Raw genomic sequence first — 24,511 nt, 5'->3', positions numbered from 1 at the left:
ATTCGATAGAGAAATTTTTGACATCAATAATATGTTTTTGCGAATAAAAAATTACGTTTTGGAAGAAATGAAATTACGTTTTGGTTGAAATTATAAACGTTGTGGAAAAAAAAAGAGACGTTGCAATGCAACGTCTCTGCGAATAAATATTTATTTTCTTTTTTAACTAACCATATCTCCATTAGGAACACCTTCTGCATCTGGATTGATGAAAACCAATTTCCCTTCAGTATTAGTAGCCATCAAAATCATACCTTGACTTTCTACGCCGCGTAATGCTCTTGGTGCTAAATTTACCAAAACACTCACGCGTTTCCCGATAATGTCTTCAGGTTTGAAACTTTCTGCAATTCCCGACACGATGGTGCGAACATCAATTCCGGTATCAACTTTTAAAACCAAAAGTTTGTTTGCCTTTGGCATTTTTTCGGCCTCTAGAATTGTACCCACTCGAATGTCCATTTTGGCAAAATCCTCAAACTGAATTGTTTCTTTTTGTGGTTCCGTCTTTGCGAGGGACGAAGCAATCTCTTCCTTATTAGCGGTTTTTGTAGCTTCCAATTTGTCTATTTGTTTTTGAATTTCTTCGTCTTCTATTTTTGAAAAAAGTAATTCTGCTTGTCCTATTTGGTGTCCAGCTACCAATAAATCTGAAGATTCCGAAATCGTATCCCAAGTTATTGGAGCATCTGCAGCTGTAATATTCAATATGCGTTTTAGTTTTTCAGAAGTAAAAGGCAAGAATGGCTCACAAAGTGTACTCAATGCTGCCGAAATCTGCAACGCCACATACATTTGTGTGTGTACGCGCTCTGGGTTGTCTTTCATTACTTTCCAAGGCTCTTCGTCTGCCAAATATTTATTACCCAAACGAGCCACATTCATTAATTCTCCCAATGCTTCTCTAAAACGGTAACGCTCAATCGAACTCGAAATCACAGCAGGATATGCTTTTAATTCCGCCAACGTTTGCAAATCTACTTCCGTAAACTCGGTCATTCCACCTTCGGTGGTTAGTGAGATTGGTGTAGGAACAATTCCATTATAATATTTATTGGTCAACACCACCACACGGTTGATAAAGTTTCCAAAAATTGCTACCAATTCATTGTTGTTTCTAGCTTGAAAATCCTTCCAAGTAAAGTCGTTGTCTTTTGTTTCTGGAGCATTTGATGTTAAAGCATAACGCAAAACATCTTGCTGCCCCGGAAATTCTTCCAAATATTCGTGCAACCAAACTGCCCAGTTTTTAGACGTTGACAATTTATTTCCTTCCAAGTTCAGGAATTCATTTGCAGGAACATTATCAGGTAAAATATAAGATCCTTCCGCCTTTAACATCGCTGGGAAAATCACACAGTGAAACACAATATTGTCTTTCCCTATAAAATGTACCAGTTTTGTGTCTTGGTCTTTCCAGTACGGTTCCCATTCTTTTCCTTCGCGCAATGCCCATTCTTTAGATGCAGAAATGTATCCAATAGGCGCATCAAACCACACATATAATTTTTTCCCTTCGGCACCTTCAACTGGAACGTCAATTCCCCAGTCCAAGTCACGCGTCACGGCACGAGGCTCTAATCCACCGTCAATCCACGATTTTACTTGACCATAAACATTAGGTTTCCAGTCATTTTTATGTCCTTCAAGAATCCATTCTCTCAAAAAAGCATCGTATCTATCCAATGGCAAGAACCAGTGCTTAGTTGCTTTCATCACAGGAATTTCTCCGGTAATAGTCGATTTTGGATTAATCAAATCGGTAGCGTTCAAGGTAGATCCGCATTTTTCACATTGATCTCCGTATGCTTCTTCGTTACCACATTTTGGGCAGGTACCCGTTACAAAACGATCTGCCAAAAACTGATCTGCTTTTGCATCATATAATTGTTCTGTTACTTGCTCGATAAAATCACCTTGTTCGTATAATTTTTTAAAAAAATCTTGAGCAGTATCATGATGAATTTTAGCCGAAGTTCTCGAGTAGTTATCAAATGAAACGCCAAAATCAATGAATGATTTTCTAATGATTACATCATATTTATCAATTACTTCCTGAGGTGTAATGCCTTCTTTCTTCGCTTTCATCGAGATGGCCACACCGTGCTCATCACTTCCGCATACAAACAAAACATCTTTGTTGTGTGCTCTCAGGTAACGAGAATAAATGTCAGCTGGTACGTAAACACCCGCCAAATGTCCAATGTGGATGGGTCCGTTAGTATAAGGCAAAGCAGCAGTAATGGTATATCTTTTTGGATTCTGTATCATGTGTAAACAGTATTGTTTTTATAATTGCCACATGTAATTCGCCTAGGCTTACTTCATGTATCTATTTTATTGGGTGCAAAAATAAGCAATACAATTCAAAGTTTACTACTTTTTATTAGGAGCTATTTCCTGTTATCCGTTCCAATCTTTTGTGGGCAAAACAAAAGCCCCCAAAAGGATTTCACTGCTATCAGGGCTAGGAATTTAGTGTATTTAATTATATTTCATTTTTAAGAATTGCTTATATTTGATAAAGTAGAAAAACTCAATCAATGAAAACTCATTTCCAAGAAGAACAAAAATTTACCCAATGGTGGCTTTGGCTTGTACTTATTGGTGTTGCTCTCATGCCTGCTTACGGAATTTACAAACAGATTATTTTAGGAGGCGTTTTTGGAGATAAACCCATGTCAGACAGCGGACTCATTATTGCTGCCGTAGTGTCATTTGGGCTGTTGCTTTTGTTTTTATTTTCGAAATTGAAAACCACAATCAACGACAAAGAAATTCTAATAAACTTTTTTTCTTTCACAAATAAGAGTATCCAATGGCAAGATGTGAAATCAGCGGAACTAATTACATATAGTTTTGTTGGTTACGGCATTCGACTGTTTACAAAATATGGTACTGTCTATAACACAAAAGGAAATAAAGGACTAGCCCTTGAACTAAAAAACGGCAAAAGCCTTTTGATAGGCACTCAAAAAATGGAAGAATTGAAAGAAGTGGTTACGAAGGTTTGGAAATTGTAATCAAAATCAATCAACCATTAAAAACATTCGTAACATAAACGAACTAAAAGTATAGTAATTAAGAAGAATGTAAATCATTTTTCTTCGCGACTATTTACTTATAGAATTATGTTTAGAAATTTTAGCAGTAGGTTTTAATGTAAACAACAAAGTCTAAGGAAGAACCCTTAGACTTTGTTGTTTAAAATGTACTTGCACGGGCGGAGGGATTCGAACCCCCATCAACGGTTTTGGAGACCGCTATTCTACCCTTGAACTACGCCCGTAGTACGAACAGAATGAACTGCTCTTGAGTCGCAAATATACTGTTATTTGGTATAAAAACTAGCAGCAGGAGCAGGTATAGCCAATAAATTTTGAATATTTTTGTAATGTATTGAATGTCAGATTATTTTTTAATTTCAAATAATTAATTTTTACGGCCAATTGAAAATACCAGTGAGATTTGGTTGTTAAATATTTTTGAAGTTGTTATTAAATGAAATTATTTTATTCCTTTTAGGGCGTTCAAAATAATAGTTACAGTACAAATGAATACAAGTAATAGTTTCGAAATATTATAAATTTCCTTGTTTCTAATTTTATCTTTAATATAGACTTCAATATTTTTTTATCTTTACATTACTAACAAGCTAAGATTGTCAACATGCCGAAAGGACCCGAAAAAAATACTAAAAACAAAGCGCTACACACCAAGTTGCTCAATAAGAAAAAGGCAAAATTGCAAGCAGATAAAAAAGCTTCGGCCTTGCGGATAAAAGCGTTGGTGACCAAAATGAACCAACAAAAAGAAAACGGATGAATCGAATGAAGGGTAAAGATTATTTATTTGTAAGATTATTTTGTTACAATCTATTTTACACTCCGTTCCTTTAGGTTATCTTTACTAGCAATAATAGTAGCTAGATTTTTGAAGAGGCTATAATGTAATGAGGAGCTAGACAGCTTGTATTGTTTTTGCTAGAGGTCAGAAATAAGCTGAAGTATGTAATTAGAAAAACGTTTTAATGAATGATTCCTATATAACTTGTCCAGAATGCGGCACCGTCAATTTAAATAAAAAATATTGCACTAACTGCAACGCTTTATTAGACATGGTACTCAAACGCAACTTGGAACGCGAAAAAAAAATCGAGCAAAAAAACAAACAAAAAGAGTTACTAGATGAAAAGCCTAGCAAAATTGAAATATTCCTTAAAAAAGGTTCGGAGCATAAAAATGTAATCATCAGAACTTTTTTTCAAGCAAGTTATTACATCTGGATGTTTCTTGCTTTTTTGGTCGGTGGAATTATTTCGATGGTGATTGCGGCGGCAGCAGGTTAAAAATGGTGCTATGTTAAAAAGATTAATTTGCTTCCCGGTATTTATCGTAGCATTGACAATTTATCTGTGTCAACACCTAGGTTTACCACTGCATTGGTTGGTTAATAATTATGTGAATGATTTTTTGTGTCTTCCGCTGGTATTGGGTACGCTATACTTTTTTATTCGCTATTTAAAAAAAGATCAAAACTTTCAATTTTCGTTGGTATTTGTGCTGATTCTTGCTTCTTATTATTCCTTTTTTTTCGAATATTATCTTCCAAAAGTTAGTCAACGATATACCGCAGATTGGATTGATGTTGTGCTCTATTTTGCAGGCGCGATACTTTTTTTTCTAGTCGAAAAACAAGACAATAGAAAATGTTTGACTTAGTTTATTTGAGATTGCGATTTGACTTTTAAGATGTAATTTGACAAGTTGAAAAAATCTGTGGTCAAAAAGATTTTATCCTTCACATTTTTACCCGAAATTTGCTTCTTCAACTTTTTAAAACAACATTTTCATGGAATTTGGTACTATCATCATTTCAGAAACAGCAGCCAATAGTGGCAATCCACAAGACATTATTAACTCCAATATATCGGTTATCAACCTCATGCGCGAAGAAAAAATCGATGACGATTTGATTCATGAAGACGCCATCATGAGTTACTACATGGATTATTATGTGGCACAATGTACGCAAGGGAATTTTGCGCAATTTGTTTATAATTCGAAATGGAACATGGAATTGAACGGCCTTATTGCCGATGGTTTGGAACTGCTTGGTGCTCCAAAACATTTGGAATTGTTTCAGGCGCAGTGCAAAAAAGTCAATTTGATGAGTAGTGTCAAAAGAGATAAGTTTTTCAAAAGTAAATTGGAAGGTGTAAACCCGATTCGAGATATCATCAACAACGATATTTTTTTCGAAATAGAAGAAAATTTGGTGGAGCTTAATGCTGCTTTTCTAAAAGAGCATCCAGATACTCAAGTTCTTTCGGTAGATGGAATGTTCGAATTACTAGAAGAATTTGTGGGAAGAGAAATTAAAAGAGAATAAGTCCATTACGTAGCGATTGGCTAAAGTAGATGCGATATACAAAAATATTTTAGCAAATAGAAAAAGGACACATGGTATTAAATACTTTGTGCCCTTTTTTATGTTAGAGTCGTCTCTTTATTGCGTTAAGTAAAATCATGTTAATCCCGTTGGGTCTTTCTGTACCACAATAATGATAACAAAGTTTCTAATCTTCGGGAGTCTGATCCGCTACTAATCAACTTGTGATTTAGTGGCGCATATCCTTAAAAATTAAGAAATAATCACTTTTATGCGGAATCGATTATTATTGTATTCAATTTCTAAAATATAAATTCCTTGCGCTAGACTATTTTCAATATTTGCTGTTAAAAAACTTCCACTCACTTTGTATGGTTTCTGGTGCACTAGTGCGCCTTGACTGGTAAACAATTTTAGCATAACATACCCATTCAAATCTACTTTGAACGTGATATTGATCACCTTATCCTTGATCGGGTTGGGATAAACGGACATGAAAGCAGATTGATCGGTTATATTTTGATCCAAAGTGGCCGTTTTAAAAATCGGAATTTTAGCAAAATTACTTCCTAGTACTTCTGTTGTTTGCGCCTCCGTCATGCACAACCAATCTTGCATGATAGAGGAATAAATTTGACGAAAATCAAATTGCATTTCGACTTGATCATTTACGGCTGCATTCAAAGGTAAATTGGGTGATTTTCCAACCATTCCCGGGACAGGTTCTGTTGTTCCAGCCACTGTACCAGAATTGGTGTTTAGGGCAGCACCAAAAAAGAATACCGGAGCTCCAGCACCATGATCCGTCCCTAAACTGGCATTGCTCTTTATTCTTCGACCAAATTCACTAAAGGTCATTCCGGTAACTAGTTCAGATTTCCCCATTAATTCCAGATCCTGCTGAAAGGCTCCAATAGCTTGTGATAGGATACTTAGATTGTTGCGGTGCGAACCTTGGGTTTTGTCGGTCGTATCTACTTGCGCGCTATGTAGGTCTGAGGTATTGGGGTGATTAACAATATAAATCGGTGTTTGTAAACCTCCATTAATCAATTTGGCTACAATTTTTAATTGATCACCCAACTTATTGGATGAAGGATAGGTTGCAGATTGTGCTTGGGTCGTGTTATAGGCATTTTGTATTGCTGTTCTATAAACATTGCTTTGGTCTTTCATCAACCTCAAAAAAGTAAGTTCAGAACCATAGTCAGAATTTGGCGCAGGATCTGTGATTTGGTTGATTACATTCAATAAAGCATCAGGATTGGGAGCATTGTACCCCATATTAATGTTAGGGCCTTGCAATGAAAATGGCAGTGTCGACCCAATTTGTATCGCCAGTGGATCGGGCATATCGCTACTTGGATAATTGTTAGGGAAATTTGGATACACTTTGTCAAGTGCTCTACCCAACCAACCACTATCTAGGTCTTGGTTGCTGTTGGATGCGGTGAACCAAATATCTGTAGCTCGAAAATGGCTGTAACTAGGATTAGGATAGGAAACTCCTTGTATGATCATGAGTTTTCCATTGTCATACAAATTCTTCATGTCGCTCATTCCGGGGTGCAAACCTGTCGTGCTATTGTTTGCCAAGGTCAAAACAGAGGATTGATTCATCAAAATATTGGATCTGGCATTGTTCAAGTTGGTCCACTTGTCCAAAGGGAAAACGGTATTTAAACCATCATTTCCTCCATTCATTTGAATTATAACTAATATTTTACCACAGTTGATGGCCGCTGTTGCTAGTAGGTCTAGAGCGTTGCTGTCTATGCTTGAGGATGCCATAACCGGAACACCATTTAATGCTAAAGGGATAGTTGCGATAGCACTTGTTTTTAAAAAGCTTCTTCTTTTCATCTCTTTATAAATTACATTAATTGATATTCTGCTAATTGTGTGATCGTCACGAGTAATGTTTTTAATCGTGACTTGACGGTGTTTTTATTGGTCGTGTTTGTGGGGTTGCTGAGGTAGAGATTCCAGGCAGCTGTCCAATAGTTATTTGTTGTTTGATTCGAAAGTAAGGATTGTGTTTTTATTACATTTTTTTGTTCCAAACTCAAATCGATTGGCAGTAAATAGGCAATACATTCAGAAACCAATAAGTCGGGATCGGCACAAGTTGCAGCATCAAATTGCTGAATAAAGGCGATTAAATCCACTTCGATTCGGGTAATTAGTCCGTTATAATTTAAATTGTAACCGTTAAAAATTTTATTCAAAAAATCAAAGCGTTTTTGCGTAGTACTTGAATTGATCCAATATTCATGAAAAGAGGGATTTTGATAAAAAGCAGGGTAGCCCGAAACGTTTGGCACCGATCCTATGCTTTGTTCTAGTCCTACCAATATTGAACTGTTAAAGTAATTCCACACTCTATATTGTGCTTCGTAGTTGGTAGCGTCGGCAACGGTATGATTTAGGTTAAAGGTGCGTAAACTACCAATTACCAAGTCAAAAGGAGATTTGATATAAACACCTCTATTGGCAATATCATAAAAATGTTGGCTTTTAAAAAGTTGCTCTAGCACGGGTAAAATATTCCAATTATTAGCCACAAAAGCTTGTGCCAAAGGAGTAATAATTGTGGCTTCTATCGAAGAATCGATGTCATAATACACAAAGTAACGATAGATACGACGGCAGATATACTCAGAAACCACTTGAGATTTTGAAAAGAGCATATCGATAAAAGCATCAAGTTCTGTTGCACCTGTGTTGGATATTGTTGTAGTATTGAAAAATGAAGAAAATTGTTTTGTACTTGTCTCGTGTAAACTGCTATTGAAAGTAGTGTCTGGATTAACCGTGGTCAAATTTGAAACTCGCCAACCAGTTAAAACCTTTGCGGCTTGTACCACATCGGCTTCAGTGTACTGGCTCAAAGGGTCTTTTCCTAGCGTGAATAATTCCATAATCTCCCGAGCAAAATTTTCATCTGGAGACGTTTTTGAGTTCGAATTATTATTCAAATAATACATCATTGCAGGTTGTGTCGCCATGGTTCGAATGAGTGTTTTGAAATTCACAAGCGGATTGTCATAATACATTTTGGTAAAAGAATGTAATAATCTAGCAGAATGAGTACCATTTGATGTCCGAACGGTTTCAAAATCAACCGGGATAAAGTGGTACCAAAACAATGATAATTTGGCCTTGATACTTGCACCTTGATTTACGGTTAATCCAAAAATCCATTGTGCTAAAGAAAGATTACGTTGTCGGTTGGTTGTTCCTTGTCCACTTAGTAGAATGTCCGTCGTCCAATCGGCACCGTAAGGGAGGCCATTTTCATCTGGGACCAAATTATTATATCCGTTTACTGGTGGTGATGGTGGTGTGCTGTCTATTGTCAAAATGGTGGCTACCGCGTCACTCATGGATATAGTGAGCAAGTTGTCTAGGTCATTTTTTTTATGTCCAAAACCTGTTCTTTTTAATAAATGTAGTGCTTGTGCTTTTCCCCATACACCTGTGTAAGGCTGTAATCCACTAGTTACGGGTGCAACTCGCGCTGTCAAATTGTTTGCGCTTTGGTATTTTCGACCTTTAAAAATTTTTCGAGAATACTTTTCGAATAAAGGATCTCTCTTTGATAGCGTAGTTTTGAAATTTTTTAAAACAAGAGTAAAAAGTTTCCGGCGGTTTAAAGTTTGGGACATAGCATTACCTGAATTATGATGTACGAATGGTTTGGTTTTTTGGTATTTAATAAGCATTGTTATAAGGCTAATCGAAAAGTAAATAGTAGGTAAGGACTACATGCATTGGGCGACTAGAAAAAAAGTAAAGTTATATAAATAATGTATTGGTTTTTAGGGAGATAAAATATTTATATTTGGTATCAATTGTTTTGTTGTTTTGTGTGTCTATTTGGTTTGCTTCAGTAACCGTATCGGATATTTTTCTGTTTTAAATTTTTATTTCCTAAAAATATCGATATATTTGGAGAACCAAATTGGTAAACCAAAAATGTAAATTGGTTAAATGTATTATTTATGACGTATACTAGAAAGAATAATTGGTTAGGAACATTTGTGTTGGGATTGGTTTTGTTGGTTTGTCAGAACGGCATTGCGCAAGGGCACCCACGATTGGTTTTAACCCAAAAGGGAGTAAAAGAAATTAGATCAAAATTGGGTACAGTGCCACTTTTTGATGCCTCAGTAGCTGAGGTGAAAAAAGAGGTTGATGCCGAAATTTTGCACGGCATCGAAGTACCAATTCCTAAAGATTTCTCAGGTGGATATACGCATGAGAGACATAAAAAAAACTGGCTTATCATTCAAAAAGCAGGTGTTTTGTACCAAATTCTGGGAGACAAAAAGTATGCAGTATATGTAAAGGATATGTTGATGGCTTATACCAAACTATATCCTACCTTGCCTTTGCACCCGCAAGAACGTTCTTATGCTCGTGGAAAATTGTTTTGGCAAGCCTTAAATGATTCAAATTGGCTAGTTTATGTAAGTCAAGCCTATGACTGTGTCTATGATTTTATTGGAGCCAAAGACAGAGCTATTATCGAAAAAGAATTGTTCAAACCATATGCTGATTTTATTTCCATTGGCTCTCCGCAATTCTTTAATAGAGTGCACAATCATAGTACATGGGGAAATGTTGCTGTGGGGATGATTGCCTTGGTTATGGATGATAACGAATTGTTGGATAGAGCTTTGCATGGCTTGAAAGAGGATACCTTGCCTGTAGGGATGAAAGATAATGACGGTGGATTAATTAAGAAACCAGGACAAAAAACAGGTTTTCTTGCGAATGTTGACGAACCTTTTTCTCCAGATGGATATTATAATGAAGGACCATATTATCAGAGATATGCAATGTACCCTTTTATGGTTTTTGCAGAAGCATTACAAAACACCAAACCAGAACTTAAAATTTTTGAGTATAAAAACGGAATACTAAATAAATCGATTTATGCTTTGCTTAATTTGACTAATTCTGCGGGAGAATTTTTTCCTTTGAACGATGGTCAAAAAGGAATGTCGTATTACTCTAGAGAATTAGTTTCAGCAGTTGATATCGCTTATTTATATGATGGTAGAGATCCTTCGTTACTTTCTATTGCAGAAAAGCAGGGTCGCGTGCAGTTGGATAATTCAGGTATGGCAGTAGCACTCGGAATTAAAAATAAATTGACAAAACCTTTTATCAAAAAATCAATTGATTTATCTGATGGTTCAGATGGGCAAGAAGGTGGTGTGGCTATTATTCGAAATAAAATCAAAGACAATGAATTGACTTTGGTGATGAAATATGCCGCTCAAGGGTCTAGTCATGGTCATTTTGATAAATTATCATTTTCATATTATCAAAATAGCGACGAAATACTGCAGGATTACGGTTTGGCTCGTTTTGTAAATATCGAACAAAAAGGGGGAGGTAATTATTTAAAAGAAAATGCTACTTGGGCAAAACAAACCATCGCTCACAACACCATTATCCAAAATGAAACTTCGCATTTTAAAGGCGACTTTGAAATAGGAAATCTATACGCTTCAAAGAAATATTTGTATGACGTTTACAATCCAAAAGTTCAAATTATAAGTGCTATTGAGGATAATGCCTATCCAGGTACTCATATGCAACGTTCGATGGTTTTATGGGACTTAGAAGGATATGAAAAACCATTGTTGTTGGATATTTTTCAGGTGGATTCAAAAACAGCCAATCAATACGATTTACCGTTTAACTACTTGGGTCAAATGATGACGGCTAATTTTAAATATGAGTCCCCAAAAACGTTGGAGCCTCTTGGTACTGCTTTTGGTTACCAACATTTATGGAAAGAAGGTTTTGGTGTGGCAGCTGAAGCAAATACAAAGTTTTCATGGTTGTATGATGGTAGTTTTTACACGATGACTTCTGCGACTAGTGCGGGAGACGAATTAATATTGGCTAGGTTGGGAGCAAACGATCCTAATTTTAATTTAAGAAGAGACGCTTCGGTTATTATTAGAAAAAAGAACATAAAAAAGACAACTTTTGTAAACGTTATTGAGTCACATGGTAGTTATAGCCCCGTGACCGAGAATGCCGTAAATGCTTTCAGTGCAATTGCAAATGTTGAAAAAGCATATGAAGACGAAAAATATGTAGCCGTTGCAATTAAAAATACTAATGGATCAGTTGGTTTATTTATCCTAGCTACAGAAGATAATTCGACTACAGCACAACACACATTGACAGTTAAAGATCAAACCTATAGTTGGGTTGGAGCTCATTACAGTACATTGATTAAGTAAGTTTTTAAGTCAGAGGATTATTGCATGTCATGAAGCAACTCATCTTGCAAGTTGATTTCGATTAAAAAGCTTTTAGTTACCCATTTACATGAACTCTTAAGGCGAAATAGTGTACGTGAATTGAATGTTATTCAATATAATTTTCTAAAAAATAAGAATAATGTTCAATAATTAGAAAAATGAAAAAGTCTGCAAAATATTCAATGGAATAATTTGCAGACTTTTTTAGTAAAAATCAGCTTCTTACTGTCAATTAGTTGTGAAGAGGTTCTGATTCAGACTTTTAAAGTAGATTTTTTTAACATTATTTTAAAAATAATTGTGGTTTTGTTTTTTTTACTTAATAATTGTTACTACATTTGGTTCTCCAAATTGGTTTACCAAACTGGTGTTATAAAAAATATCTGATTTAAGTCTTCAGGTTTCAAATCAGATACGACTAATCAATAACCTAAGTAACAATGATGAAATTACAATTTTCAAAATCTCTTCTATTTGCTACAATGGCAGTCGCAACTGTAGGGTATAGCCAAGAGGCAAACGACACGAAGAATGTAGCCAACATTGACTTATCACATTGGACAGTAACTACACCGGCAGAAAATCTTGATAAACCAGGAAAAACCTTGGATTTAAAATACCCTGAAATTTTAGATTTTGCCACAAATGAGGCAACTAATAAGTACATGTACGAAGACAAAAAAGACAAATCAATTGTTTTCTATGCTTTTCCATCAGGTACCTCTACTGCAAACAGTCATTATTCGAGATCGGAGCTTAGAGAAACGATGAAGGTTGGTGACTCAGATACCAACTGGACATTTGCTCAAGGTGGCTATTTAAAAGGAACATTCAAAGTCCAAGAGGTTTCGAAAGAAGATGATGGTAAATACAGCCGCATAATTGTTGCACAAATCCATGGTCGATTGACAGATGAACAACGTGATCTAATAGGTCAAAAAGATAATAATGCTGCTCCAATATTAAAAATCTATTGGGACAAAGGAAAAATTAGAGTAAAAACAAAGGTATTAAAAGACAAGAATGCTTCATTAAAAGATATCCTTCCTGCAGACGCATGGGGAGATGATGAAGGTAGAGATTTTAAAGAAAAAGTTGATTTTGATAGATTCACTCTTGAGGTTAAAGTTTCAGATGGTCGTTTGGAGGTGATTTTAAATGGAGGAGAATCATTTGTGTATGATGATATTAGCATCAAAAAATGGGGAGTATTTGAAAATTATTTCAAAGCAGGAAACTATTTTCAATCAAAAAACCCAGATTCTTTTGCTAAGGTCAAGATATATTCTTTGAAAGCATCTCATTAATAGTATATTAGTAGTACATATTTGTCTGCTCTTTTTTATTATCGTGTTGTTTTTTTAATTAGTTTTACGAACCAATCTGGTTAACCAGGGTTAAAAAAATTTAAGTATTATGAATTTAGAAGTAATCACAAGAAAAGATAATAATAAAGAGTCGCTTAATGCTATCATTGGTAAAATTAGGGATTATATCAATTATAAAAATTTAGAGCCACAAGATAAACTACCATCTGAAAGAATGCTTTCTGAAAAATTCGAAGCTAGTAGAAGTAGTGTTCGTGAAGCGATTCAAAAATTAGAATTTTACGGTATTTTGAAATCTATTCCACAAAGTGGAACTTTTGTAGCAAATATTGGTAAAATAGCAATCAACGCTATTATTGATGATATTTTGAGATTAGGCGTGTCTGATTTTAAATCATTAGTGGAAACTAGAATTTTAATCGAATTAAAAACGGTTCGTCTAGCTGCAACAAGAAGAACAGAAGAAGATATTGAAGATATTAAAGTTGCTCTAGAAGCCTATGCCGCAAAGGCATTAAGTGGAGAAAATGCAGTTCAGGAAGATTTAATTTTTCATTTGGCTATTGCAAAAGCAAGTGGAAATAGTACCATTAATAATATGATGTTGATCATTACACCTGAAATCTTAATCAATTTCGAAAAATATCATGTTTGTGATAAAAATGAAAATGATGTAATGGATAGGATCAATGAGCATAAAGAGGTTTTTGATGCAATCGTTGCTCAAAACCCGCAATTAGCAAAGCAAAAGATGAAGGAGCATTTCAAATCTTTGTATGAGTATTGTTATCATTCATAACGATTTGCAAGTCGTTTTCAAGATGAAAAAAACAAAGAGGTAGCACCGAGTTTTTTCTATCGAAATAAACAACTTTTTATATTAGAATACAATTTAGCCTAGGTGTACAACCTTAGGTACAGATAACTTTTGGCTCTATTTTAAATTAAATTAAAGTCAATTCAATAAGGTAAAACTATGAAAGTAAAAGGATTAAGATGGTGGATCGTAAGTTTAATTATGCTGATTACCATAATTAACTATTTGGACAGAGGAACACTGAACTACATGTGGGTTGCCAATATTGAATATAAATTGGTTGATGCTATTGATGCTGGTGCTAGTGAAAATCAAGCGCAGTTTCAAGCAAAAGACAATAGTTATCTTTTGGTAACCAAAAGAGGCGAGCAGTTTATCCAAAAAGCGGATATGGTGAACTTCAAAGACGAGGGTCAAACAGTAGTGAACCGTCAAGGTATCGCTTATGAACTCGGAATTGTAGATAAGAATGCTACTGCTGAAGAAGCATCAAAGCAAGCTAAAGACGAATTAGGAATAATTACTATTTTCTTTATGATTGCCTACGGTTTTAGTCAATTGTTTTCGGGTAAATTATATGATAAAATTGGAACACGTCGCGGTTTTGTAGCTTCAGTTCTAGTTTGGGGTCTAGCAGATGCTTTAACTTCATTATCTCAAGGTAAAGTTTCTTTGACAGGATTTAGAATGATGTTAGGATTGGGTGAAGCAGGTCCATGGCCTGGAGCAACCAAAAGTAATGCAGAATGGTTTCCTCAAAAAGAACGCGCTTTTGCACAAGGTTTATTTGGAGCCGCAGCTTCTATAGGTTCTATCTTGGCACCAATTGTTATTTTATCCTTATACATGACAATTGGTTGGAAAATGACTTTTGTTGTAGTAGGGGTTTTGGGAATTGCATGGTTGATTCCATGGTTGATTATCAACACCAAAGGGCCAAAAGAACACTCTTGGATCACAGACGAAGAGCGTGAATATATTTTGGGAGACCAAACAGTGAACAATGTAAGTACGGAAGTTGCCAAAACTTGGGGAGAATTGTTGTCAAACAAAAAGAATTATTCAGTGATTTTGGGTCGTTTCTTTTTAGATCCAATTTGGTGGATGTTTGTAACATTTTTACCAATGTACTTAGTTGAGGAATTTAATTTGAATATTAAAGAGCTCGCTTTCTCTGCATGGGTACCTTATGTAGGTGCGATGGTTGGAAGTATAGCCGGTGGTTGGTTCTCAGGATTTTTAATCCGTAGAGGAGCAACTGTAGATAGAGCCCGTAAAACGGCTATGTTAATTGGTGGAGCAGTAGTAGTCCCTGCAATTTTAACATCAGTGATGGTTCCTAATGCATCATTAGCAGTAATCTTGATGGCATTTGTATTGGGAGGTTTTCAATTTATGATGACCAATATTCAAACTTTGCCAAGTGATTTACACGGTGGTAAATCGGTAGGTTCGTTAGCTGGTTTAGGAGGAGCTTCGGCAGTATTAGGTACCATTTTGGCTATATCATTTGCAGGACAAATTTCGAGCTGGCCATTATTATTCGGATTGCTATCCGCTTTGGTACCAATGTCTTTGATCGCAATTTTCTTAACGATTGGTAAAATCGAAAAAATATAATAATTCAAAAGAGATAAACAAACAATTTAAATAAGATAAAGATGAGTAAAGTAGAAGGAAAAGTTGCAGTTATTACAGGTGCAACTGGAGGTATAGGATTTGCAGTAGCTAAAAGATTAGGGAAAGATGGATATACTGTTGTTTTAAATGGTATTGATGATGCAGCTGGAGCTGAAAAATTGGCTGAACTTACTGCTGAAGGAATTACTGCTGAGTATTACGGTTTTGACATGACTGACGGTGATGCTGTTGCTGCTAATATTGCGAAAATTGGGGAAAAATTCGGTAAAATCGACGTGTTGGTTAACAATACAGGTGGTATTGGTGTTAGAGCTAGATTTGAAGATATGACAAACGAAGAATATAAATTTGTTATGGCTTTGAACCTTGATTCTGTTTTCTATGCATCAAGAGCAGCTATTCCTTTCTTGAAAAAAGGAGAGAATGCATCAATCATCAACTATACATCAAACGCAGCTTGGAACGGTGCAGGACCAGGAGCTGGTATCTATGCAGTTTCAAAAGGTGGAGTTCAATCGATCACTAGAGCACTTGCTAAAGATTTAGCTGAGTACGGAATTAGAGTTAACGCTGTTTCTCCTGGAACTATCGATACTCCTTTTCACGCTCAAATTAAAGCAACTAAACCAGAAGTTTTTGCTTCCTGGAAAAGTAGTGTATTACTAGGAAGATTAGGTGAGCCAGAAGAAGTTGCAGGTGTTGTAGCTTTCTTGGCTAGTGCAGATGCATCTTTCATCACTGCAGAAACTATTCAAATTGGTGGTGGTCAAGCATTAGGAATCTAAGAAAGTTCTATTTTATTTGAAAGCTGTAAAAAATCCAAATAGGAACAAATGTTCGTATTTGGAGTTATTTAACAAATATTTGTATTCGTGTGAATATGTATAGCAATTTAGCTTGTTGTCTTAATCGAAAGAGATCTATCTTTCAATTTGCTAGTAGATTAGCTTTAATGTTTGCCTTTCAAATTAAATTAAATATAGTGTTAAATGCAGATAAATAATGGCTGTTTGTCAAAAAAACTATCTGTTTTAACGTAAAAAAAGTTACTTTTGAACCTTCTTTCGAAAACGATTGAAGGTTTTTTTATATTTTTTTGGCGCAGCTAAAGTAGTAGTAATCAATTAGGAATTTAATAAGATGAAAAAAGTAATCACTTTTGGTGAAATTTTACTCCGTTTATCGACAGATAGGCACTTGCGATTCTCTCAAGCAGAATCATTCAAAGCTACTTATGGTGGGGGTGAATTTAACGTAGCGGTATCATTGGCGAATTATGGTATGACTGCAGAGTATGTAACTAAGATACCTAATAATGAATTAGGAATTAGTGCTTTAAAAGAAATGCGTAAGCTAGATGTAGGTTGTGATAACGTATTGTTTGGTGGTGATCGTTTGGGTATTTATTTTTTGGAAACAGGAACAAGTACGCGTGCAAGCAACGTGATTTACGATAGAGCAAACAGTTCTATGGCCGATTTGAAAGTAGGGGAGATCAATTGGAGAGAGATTTTAAAAGGAGCAACTTGGTTTCATTGGAGCGGAATTACACCTGCTCTGTCTGAAAGTGCTACTCAAGCTTGTCTAGAAGCTATAAAAATCGCTCACGAAATGGGATTAACCATTTCTACCGATTTAAATTACCGTGCAAAATTATGGAATTACGGTGTTCAACCAAAAGATGTAATGCCAGAGATGTTGAAATACAGCCACGTTATTTTGGGTGATATTGATACTGCTTACTTCATGCTTGGATTGGACAAAGTTGACCCAGATTATACGAAAGGAGAATTGCTTCCTTCTCTTTATGATACTATTTTCAAAATGTGTCCTGATTTGAAATATGTTGCAACTACTTTGCGTTATTCTGTGAGTGCATCACACCAGCGTATAGGTGGCGTTATGTATGACGGAAAAAAATTGTACAATGCAGCTGTTCAAGAGGTGACTCCAGTAATTGATCGTGTAGGAAGTGGAGATGCATTCATGGGTGGATTAATTTATGGCTTGAATGAAGAACCTTTGGACGAACAAAGAGCTTTGAATTTTGCAGTAGCTGCTTGTTGTTTGAAGCACACGATCTCAGGAGATTACAATTTAGTTACCAAACCAGAAATTGAAAAATTACTTTCTGGTGATTTTTCAGGAAAAGTTTCAAGATAAAAATATAAAAACTATGGCTCAATTTACAAGAATAGAAGTAGCACAAGTAATGAAAGATACAGGAATTGTTCCTTTATTTTATCATAAAGATGTTGAAGTAAGTAAACAAGTATTGAAAGCATGTTACGATGGTGGAGCACGTTTACTAGAATTTACTAGTAGAGGTGATTTTGCTTTCGAAATTTTTGCTGCTTTAAATAAATATGCAATTGCAGAGTTGCCAGGAATGATTCTAGGAGTAGGATCGGTGACTGATGCTGCTTCTGCGTCTTTATACATGCAATTAGGTGCCAACTTTATTGTAACACCAGTTTTAAGAGAAGATATTGCTATTGCTTGTAATCGTCGTAAAGTACTTTGGTCTCCTGGATGTGGTACACTTACAGAGATAGCAAGAGCAGAAGAATTAGGTTGCGAAATTGTAAAATTATTTCCTGGAGATATTTATGGTCCAGAATTTATTAACGGAATCAAAGGGCCTCAACCTTGGACATCGATCATGCCTACAGGTGGTGTGTCTCCAACAAGAGAAAACCTAAAGGGCTGGTTTGATGCAGGTGTTACTTGCGTTGGATTAGGTTCAAAATTAATAAAAGCAGATGCAAACGGTGTTTTTGATATTGCAAAAATTGAAGCATTGACTAGAGAATGTATCGAAATTATAAAAAGTCTTAGAAAGTAATCACTTTCAAAACTTAACTAGTCGGAAGACTAGAATGATTAAAAGTCCCAAACTACCCTATGTAGTTTGGGACTTTTTTGTTTAAGCATCTAGTCTTATTACTTTGAAATTCAGTTAATCATAGGTTAATTGATTGGTTAAGGTCGTGAATTTATAGCATTGTTAACGATGGTCTTGTTTTTAATTGTTGATGATTGTCATATTGTTTTTTATTTATTTCAGTGGTATAAATGCTAGTGCTGGCGAGGGCTTAGAAGGATGGACTGTTTCTGTTTTTACTGCTAATTATGAAATATTTTAATCCTTTTAATTCATTATGAAATTTTTACAGTGTTTTTTTTGAATTAATCGCATTAAAGTTTTTTTAACATGGAAATTAACGTTATATTTGGAAAACCAAATTGGAAAACCAGTTTGGTGACGCAGTTAAAAAAGACGATTTTTAGTCTTTCTAAACTAAAGAGATTTTTTTGAATAAATGAAAAACATAATGCTATCTGTTTTTTATAAGTAAACCAACTATTTTAATCACTAAAAATTAAATTATGAATTTAAAAACTAAACTTACTTTAATGTTACTGTTGATATTCAACATTTCATTATTTGCACAGGGCGGGTATCGATTGTCCGGTACTATAATGGATGGAGGTAAAATGCCAATTCCTGGAGCCAATGTAATTATAGCCAATTCAACTAAAGGTTCATCTACAGATTTTGATGGTAAATTTCAAGTTGATGTTAAAAAAGGAGATGTTCTTCAATTTTCATACATAGGTTATAAAATGCAATCTGTGACGATTACCAATCAAAAGACCTTGAATATTGTTTTGGTTGAAAATAACAGTCAACTTGATGAAGTAGTTGTTGTGGGTTATGGTTCTCGTAAAAAGAGTGACATCACAGGTTCGGTATCTTCGATAAAAGCTGAAGAAATCAACGCTTTTCCACTTGCAGATGCTGCACAAGCTTTGCAAGGACGTGCTGCAGGTGTAGTTGTTCAATCTAATAATGGTGGTGAGCCAGGTGCTCCTATTAGTATTAAGGTTAGGGGTAACACTTCTATCAGTGCTGGTAGTGATCCTTTGATTGTAGTGGATGGATTTGTTGGGGCGTCAATGCCACAAGCAAGTGATATTCAATCTATCGAAGTTTTAAAAGATGCATCGGCAACTGCTATTTATGGTTCTAGAGGATCTAATGGTGTTGTAATGGTAACGACTAAGAAAGGTAGAAACGGAAAATTAACTGTAGAGGTGAATAGTAGCTATTCTGTTCAAAATACAGCTAACAGATTGGATTTGTTAAACGCAGAACAATTTATTGCTTACAAGAAATTAACAAACCCAAGTTTTGTTGCAGGAACTGCAGATACAGACTGGCAAGATTTATTATACAAAAGCGGAAGTACTCAAAATCACCAATTCTCTTTTTCTGGAGGTACTGAAAAAGTAAACTTCTATGCTTCTGCAAATTATTTCAAACAAGACGGTGTTATCATCAACTCGGATTTTGAGAGAATGACTTTTTTATCTAACATTGATGCTCAGGTTACAGACAAATTAAAATTAGGTTTTAACCTTTTTTCAAGTAGGTCTTCAAAAAATGGTGTTCCAACACAATCAACAGGTGAAACTGCAAATGGTGGTGGTGATGATGTGATCTCTCTTATGTTTAGATTTAGACCAGATTACGGAGTGAAAGATCCAGTTACAGGTTTGAATACTACAGATAATATTGCTGATGAAGTTGATAATCCGTACGCAATTGCAACTGAAGCAGTAAATACAACAAAAACGGATATTAGTAGATCAAATTTATATGCTAATTATGATATTATAAAAGATCTTACTTTCAAAACAACTTTTGGATACAGTACTACAAATACAACTGTAGGTTCATTTAGACCATCTACATTATTGGTTACGGCTGGTAGAGGAACAGGTGGTAAAGCAAGTATTTCTAATTTGAAAAAGACAGATATATTAACAGAGAGTTATTTGTCATATAAAAAAGAAATAGGAAAAGGTACTTTGAACTTATTAGCGGGTTACTCGTATCAAAAAACAAGTTCTGAACGTTTTTCTGCAGGAGCACAACGTTTTACTGATGATAGTTTCTCTTACTTTAATTTAGCGGGTAGTTCTGTTTCTGTATTGCCAACGTCTTCATTTGTTGAGCAAGAAATTGAATCTCAATTTGGTAGATTAAATTATGACTATAACGACAAATATTTGTTGACTGCTACGGTAAGACGTGATGGAGCTTCAAACTTTGCAAAAAACCATAAATATGCAATCTTTCCTTCTGGAGCATTAGGATGGAAAGTTTCGAATGAAGACTTCTTGAAAGATAGCGAATCAATTTCGAACTTGAAATTAAGAGCTAGTTATGGTGTTACAGGTAACCAAGCAATTTCTGCTTACCAATCATTGGCAAAATTATCTACTATTTATGCAGGTCTTGGTGGTGCAGCAGTAAATGCAGTTGTACCTGATCAAGCAGCAAACGATAACTTGAAATGGGAGTCTTCTTATCAAAGTAACTTTGGTTTGGATTTAGGTTTGTTGAATAACAAAGTGTCGCTTTCATTAGATTATTACAATATTAATACGAAAGATTTATTAATGGCTGATAACAGTCAATCACAATATTTAGGTTTCCAAACGTTGGCTAGTATTAGAAACGTTGGTGAAATTAACAATAAAGGTTTTGAAATTTCATTAAATACAAAGAATATCACAAACAATGATTTTAGATGGACGACAGATTTTAACTGGTCTACAAATAAAAACAAAGTGGAAAAATTAATTGGTGGTACAGATGTGATTTTGAATGCTGCTCCAGGATTTTTTAGCAATAATTCAGGAACACACATTTTGAGAGAAGGAGAAGCTGCAGGTGTATTCTACGGTTTAGAATACCAAGGAGTTTATCAAGGTGGTACATTGCCAACAGGTTTGGCTATAGCTGCTGGTGGAGTTGCAGGTGACCCTATGTTTACAGATGTGAGTGGTGATGGATCGATTACAACTGCTGATAGAAAAATTATTGGTAATCCAAATCCAGATTGGAATATGGGTATCACAAATAACTTCAGTTATAAAAATTGGGATTTGAATATCTTTTTCCAAGGTTCTTACGGAGGTGATGTGTTTAACTTGACCAAAGCACAATTGTTTAGAGGTAGCTCGAATGCACTTACGGATGTGTTAAATGCTTGGACACCTACTAATACAGATGCTAACATTCCTCGTGTTGTTGCTGATAGAAGAGAAATTTCATCTCGTTTTGTTGAAGACGGAAGTTATATTAGATTGAAAAATATTGCATTAGGATACAACGTTCCTTCAAAATTTACTGAAAAAATGGGGGTAGAAAGCTTAAGATTGACTTTGAGTGCGCAGAACTTATTGACTTTTACAAAATATTCTGGCTTAGATCCTGAGGTAAGTTATTTTGGTTCTGGAGGAGGAAGTACATCGACATCAAATTCTACTAAAGGATTCGATTTTGGAAATTTCCCAACAGTGAGATCAGTTAACTTTAGTGCTAGTTTGAAGTTTTAATAGTAAATATAAAAAAGACACACAATGAAAAAATTTAAATATATATTCGTTTTAATTGGAATGTCCATGATAGGCTGTTCTGATTTAGAAGAACAACCAGTTGGATTATTAACACCTTCTTCGTTCTTTACTTCCATAGATAAAGTTCAAATTGCTATAAATGGTGCTTACGCTCACATGGAACATAGGTATTTCATGTCAAGAGAAATGTCAATGTCATTAATGTTGGCTAGTGATATGGTAGATTTGAATGTCAATGTTACCAATCCTGAGCGTGTACAGTTTAGTAATGTTGGAATATTAGCAGATAATGCAAATATTGCAGTCTATTGGCCAAAATGTTACCAAATTATTGGTGCAGCCAATCAAGCTATTGACGGTGCGAGTTATGTAACTGCAGATGCAGCTGCAAAAAATAAAGTGGTGGCACAGGCCTATTTTATTAGAGCTTTTGTTTATTACCATCTGGTAAGGCAATTTGGAGCGATTCCATATATTGACAAACCAGTTACAGATGTACAAGCTGCAGGATCAATTAGTAAAACTTCAGTTGCTGAGGTTTACAAAAATATCATTGCAGATTTAAAATTTGCAAAAGAATGGTTGCCAGATACTCAAATCACAAGAGCAATCCCTGCAAAATCAGCTGCAAGTTCATTTTTGGCTTCCGTGTATTTGACTATGGGGCAATATGATCCTGCTAACTTTCAACTTGCTTATGATGAAGCAAAGGATATTATTTCAAAAGAGGGGACGTATAATTTAGGCTTAGAAACTGATTTTCAAAACTTATTTGACTATTCTAAAACAGATGCTTCAAAGGAGCCAATATTTGTAATCGATTTTATTGGAAAGTCTGATGGAGATCAAGGTCGTGATTACTTGGCTGCTTTTACAGGTATTAGAGCCGATGAGCAGTATGGATACAGTGGAGGATGGTCGATCTTAGTACCTTCTCTAAATGTTTACAACACTTGGAACTCTTTAGATTATAGAAGAGCAGTGAGCTTTGATGCGACAGGAGTATTCAAAGGATTGAGACAACCGTATACCAAATTCACAACTTATTATACTGCTGGTGATAACCGTCCCCATATTGCGAAATATACTCGAAAAGCAGGTCCTGCTGCAGATGGTAATGGTAGAACTACAAATAGTAATTATCTAATGATGCGTTATGCCGAAGTATTGCTTATTGGAGCTGAAGCAGCAAACGAAGTAGGTCAGACTGCTGATGCTGTTACTTGGACAAATAGAGTTAGAGCAAGAGCGAGAGCAGGAGCTGCAGGTGGTACAGCTAGTGTTTTTCCAGCTGATATTACAACATTATCAAAAGATGCAATGAGAACTTTGGTTCTAGAAGATCGTAAATGGGAATTGGCTTTTGAGTTTTCAAGATGGTATGATATTGCAAGAAGAGATTTAGGTCCAACGGTTTTTAGTGCTTCTGGACTAGAAGGTGCAAAACCTGCTTTCGTAACAGCAAGAAAATATTTGTTCCCTTTACCAGCTAATGAGTTGACAAGAAATCCAAATTTATTACCGCAAAATGCAGGGTATTAATTGAAGAGAAATTAAAAAATAGTTTCTAAACAAACTATAAACGCTTATAGGATGATAATTTTATCCTTGAAAATAGCATTAGTTGATTAAATTAGTTTTTTTTAGATATACCGATCCGAAATTCAGATCGGTATATCTTTTTTATTTTCTAAACGTATCTTTATTAGGTGGTTTAGAACGATCAGATTACTTCCGGTTTTATTTATAAATAAAATTTAATAAAAATGAAAAAGCAAATTATTACTATAGTAGTAGGGCTATCGCTCATTACAGCACTTCAAGCGCAAGAGATTCCGGTTGAGAAATTAATTATACAGTTAGAAAATAATACACAAAAGTATTCTAAACTTATTCTACAAAACGAAATAGAAGGAATACAAGTAGAGCATATCGCGCTTACGGGCAACAAATCAATTGTGGATGATGCCAATGAAGGATACAAATCTATTTATCTGTTTTTTAAAGGCAAAGGAACGGTAAAGACAATGAATATAAAATATGAAATTGTTCCAGAAACTATCTTATTACCTAATGTAGCAAAGAGCATCTCAATCAAAACCGCTAAGAACGATACGCTTCATTACTTAAAAATCGTTACTAAGCTTTCTGCGCAAGACCTTGTAGAGTTGAATGAGTTTCCGATAGAAAATACGCAAAAGGTTTATTATGCAAAGTTTGAAGACTGTAGGCCTTACACAGAGCCTATAAAAAGTCCAAATACGATCAGCCGCACCATTATGCCTAACAAGATTATTCCAAGAATAGCAATGGGAACTGTACAAACCAAAGGACCTGATAAAGTAGGAGCTCACAAACATCCTATGTTGGAGCAATTATTCTTAGGGCTTTCAAAAAATAATATCATAGTTTATGCAGATGATGCTCAAAGACCATTGCTTGAATATTCATTATTGCATATTCCGCTGGGATCGATGCATTCTGTTTCTGTTGAAAAAGATGATGTTTTGTATTATGTTTGGATGGATTTTTTCATGGATAGTAAAGGAGAAGAATGGTTAAAAACGCATAATGTGAGCGAAGATAAAAAGTAAAAAAGTTTGTAGATTCAA

The 24,511-nt window shown here is 35.1% G+C and carries 17 protein-coding genes and 1 tRNA gene; 14 read left to right on the top strand and 4 right to left on the bottom strand.

Features of this window, described 5'->3' with window-relative positions; translation table 11 throughout:
* Positions 1-162: 162 nt before the first annotated feature.
* A complete protein-coding gene (gene metG / locus FFWV33_RS03580) occupies positions 163-2,271 on the bottom strand; it encodes a methionine--tRNA ligase (RefSeq protein WP_108739643.1) in 2,109 nt (702 codons plus the stop codon).
* A gap of 272 nt (positions 2,272-2,543) precedes the next feature.
* Here metG and FFWV33_RS03575 point away from each other — a divergent pair, with 272 nt between their 5' ends.
* Entirely contained in the window at positions 2,544-3,023 is a 480-nt protein-coding gene (locus FFWV33_RS03575) for a hypothetical protein (RefSeq protein WP_108739642.1), read from the top strand.
* Between the two features lie 195 nt (positions 3,024-3,218).
* Here the strand turns inward: FFWV33_RS03575 and FFWV33_RS03570 are convergent.
* Positions 3,219-3,289 (bottom strand) — tRNA-Trp (locus FFWV33_RS03570).
* Between the two features lie 380 nt (positions 3,290-3,669).
* Between FFWV33_RS03570 and FFWV33_RS19375 the strand changes: the two genes are divergently transcribed.
* From FFWV33_RS19375 to FFWV33_RS03555, 3 genes are all read left to right on the top strand, one after another.
* The gene (locus FFWV33_RS19375; protein WP_170111535.1) at positions 3,670-3,825 is read left to right on the top strand and encodes a hypothetical protein; all 156 of its coding nucleotides are present in this window, start codon (positions 3,670-3,672) and stop codon (positions 3,823-3,825) included.
* A 205-nt stretch (positions 3,826-4,030) separates the two neighbouring features.
* Positions 4,031-4,348: a hypothetical protein gene (locus FFWV33_RS03565; protein WP_159085970.1), complete on the top strand. Its 318-nt coding sequence runs from the start codon at positions 4,031-4,033 to the stop codon at positions 4,346-4,348.
* Between the two features lie 503 nt (positions 4,349-4,851).
* Positions 4,852-5,391, top strand: a complete 540-nt coding sequence (locus FFWV33_RS03555; protein ID WP_108739639.1) for a DMP19 family protein — start codon at positions 4,852-4,854, stop codon at positions 5,389-5,391.
* A gap of 252 nt (positions 5,392-5,643) precedes the next feature.
* Here the strand turns inward: FFWV33_RS03555 and FFWV33_RS03550 are convergent, their stop codons facing one another.
* Together FFWV33_RS03550 and FFWV33_RS03545 are read right to left on the bottom strand one after the other, a co-directional pair.
* A complete protein-coding gene (locus FFWV33_RS03550) occupies positions 5,644-7,254 on the bottom strand; it encodes a DUF1501 domain-containing protein (protein ID WP_108739638.1) in 1,611 nt (536 codons plus the stop codon).
* Positions 7,255-7,265: 11 nt separating this feature from the next.
* Positions 7,266-9,116: a DUF1800 domain-containing protein gene (locus FFWV33_RS03545; protein WP_108739637.1), complete on the bottom strand. Its 1,851-nt coding sequence runs from the start codon at positions 9,114-9,116 to the stop codon at positions 7,266-7,268.
* A 279-nt stretch (positions 9,117-9,395) separates the two neighbouring features.
* On the opposite strand from FFWV33_RS03545, the gene FFWV33_RS03540 reads away from it, so the two are divergent.
* The 10 genes from FFWV33_RS03540 to FFWV33_RS03495 all read left to right on the top strand — a co-directional run bounded on the left by FFWV33_RS03540 (position 9,396) and on the right by FFWV33_RS03495 (position 24,493).
* Positions 9,396-11,660 (top strand): heparinase II/III domain-containing protein, encoded by a 2,265-nt coding sequence (locus FFWV33_RS03540; protein ID WP_108739636.1) that lies wholly within the window; start codon positions 9,396-9,398, stop codon positions 11,658-11,660.
* A gap of 461 nt (positions 11,661-12,121) precedes the next feature.
* Positions 12,122-12,988: a polysaccharide lyase family 7 protein gene (locus tag FFWV33_RS03535; protein ID WP_108739635.1), complete on the top strand. Its 867-nt coding sequence runs from the start codon at positions 12,122-12,124 to the stop codon at positions 12,986-12,988.
* Between the two features lie 109 nt (positions 12,989-13,097).
* The gene (locus FFWV33_RS03530) at positions 13,098-13,808 is read left to right on the top strand and encodes a FadR/GntR family transcriptional regulator (protein ID WP_108739634.1); all 711 of its coding nucleotides are present in this window, start codon (positions 13,098-13,100) and stop codon (positions 13,806-13,808) included.
* 177 nt (positions 13,809-13,985) lie between these two features.
* A complete protein-coding gene (locus FFWV33_RS03525; RefSeq protein WP_108739633.1) occupies positions 13,986-15,446 on the top strand; it encodes an MFS transporter in 1,461 nt (486 codons plus the stop codon).
* A gap of 41 nt (positions 15,447-15,487) precedes the next feature.
* Positions 15,488-16,252, top strand: a complete 765-nt coding sequence (locus FFWV33_RS03520; protein ID WP_108739632.1) for an SDR family NAD(P)-dependent oxidoreductase — start codon at positions 15,488-15,490, stop codon at positions 16,250-16,252.
* A 355-nt stretch (positions 16,253-16,607) separates the two neighbouring features.
* On the top strand, positions 16,608-17,630 hold the full coding sequence (locus FFWV33_RS03515) for a sugar kinase (protein ID WP_108739631.1): 1,023 nt from the start codon (positions 16,608-16,610) through the stop codon (positions 17,628-17,630).
* Positions 17,631-17,643: 13 nt separating this feature from the next.
* Positions 17,644-18,312: a bifunctional 4-hydroxy-2-oxoglutarate aldolase/2-dehydro-3-deoxy-phosphogluconate aldolase gene (locus FFWV33_RS03510; RefSeq protein WP_108739630.1), complete on the top strand. Its 669-nt coding sequence runs from the start codon at positions 17,644-17,646 to the stop codon at positions 18,310-18,312.
* A 545-nt stretch (positions 18,313-18,857) separates the two neighbouring features.
* A complete protein-coding gene (locus FFWV33_RS03505; RefSeq protein WP_108739629.1) occupies positions 18,858-21,878 on the top strand; it encodes a SusC/RagA family TonB-linked outer membrane protein in 3,021 nt (1,006 codons plus the stop codon).
* 24 nt (positions 21,879-21,902) lie between these two features.
* Entirely contained in the window at positions 21,903-23,441 is a 1,539-nt protein-coding gene (locus tag FFWV33_RS03500; protein WP_108739628.1) for a RagB/SusD family nutrient uptake outer membrane protein, read from the top strand.
* Positions 23,442-23,665: 224 nt separating this feature from the next.
* Positions 23,666-24,493 (top strand): cupin domain-containing protein, encoded by an 828-nt coding sequence (locus FFWV33_RS03495; RefSeq protein ID WP_108739627.1) that lies wholly within the window; start codon positions 23,666-23,668, stop codon positions 24,491-24,493.
* The last annotated feature ends 18 nt before the right edge of the window (positions 24,494-24,511 follow it).

Source organism: Flavobacterium faecale (genome assembly GCF_003076455.1).
GTDB lineage: Bacteria > Bacteroidota > Bacteroidia > Flavobacteriales > Flavobacteriaceae > Flavobacterium > Flavobacterium faecale.
This window is presented reverse-complemented; position numbering and strand designations above follow the sequence as displayed.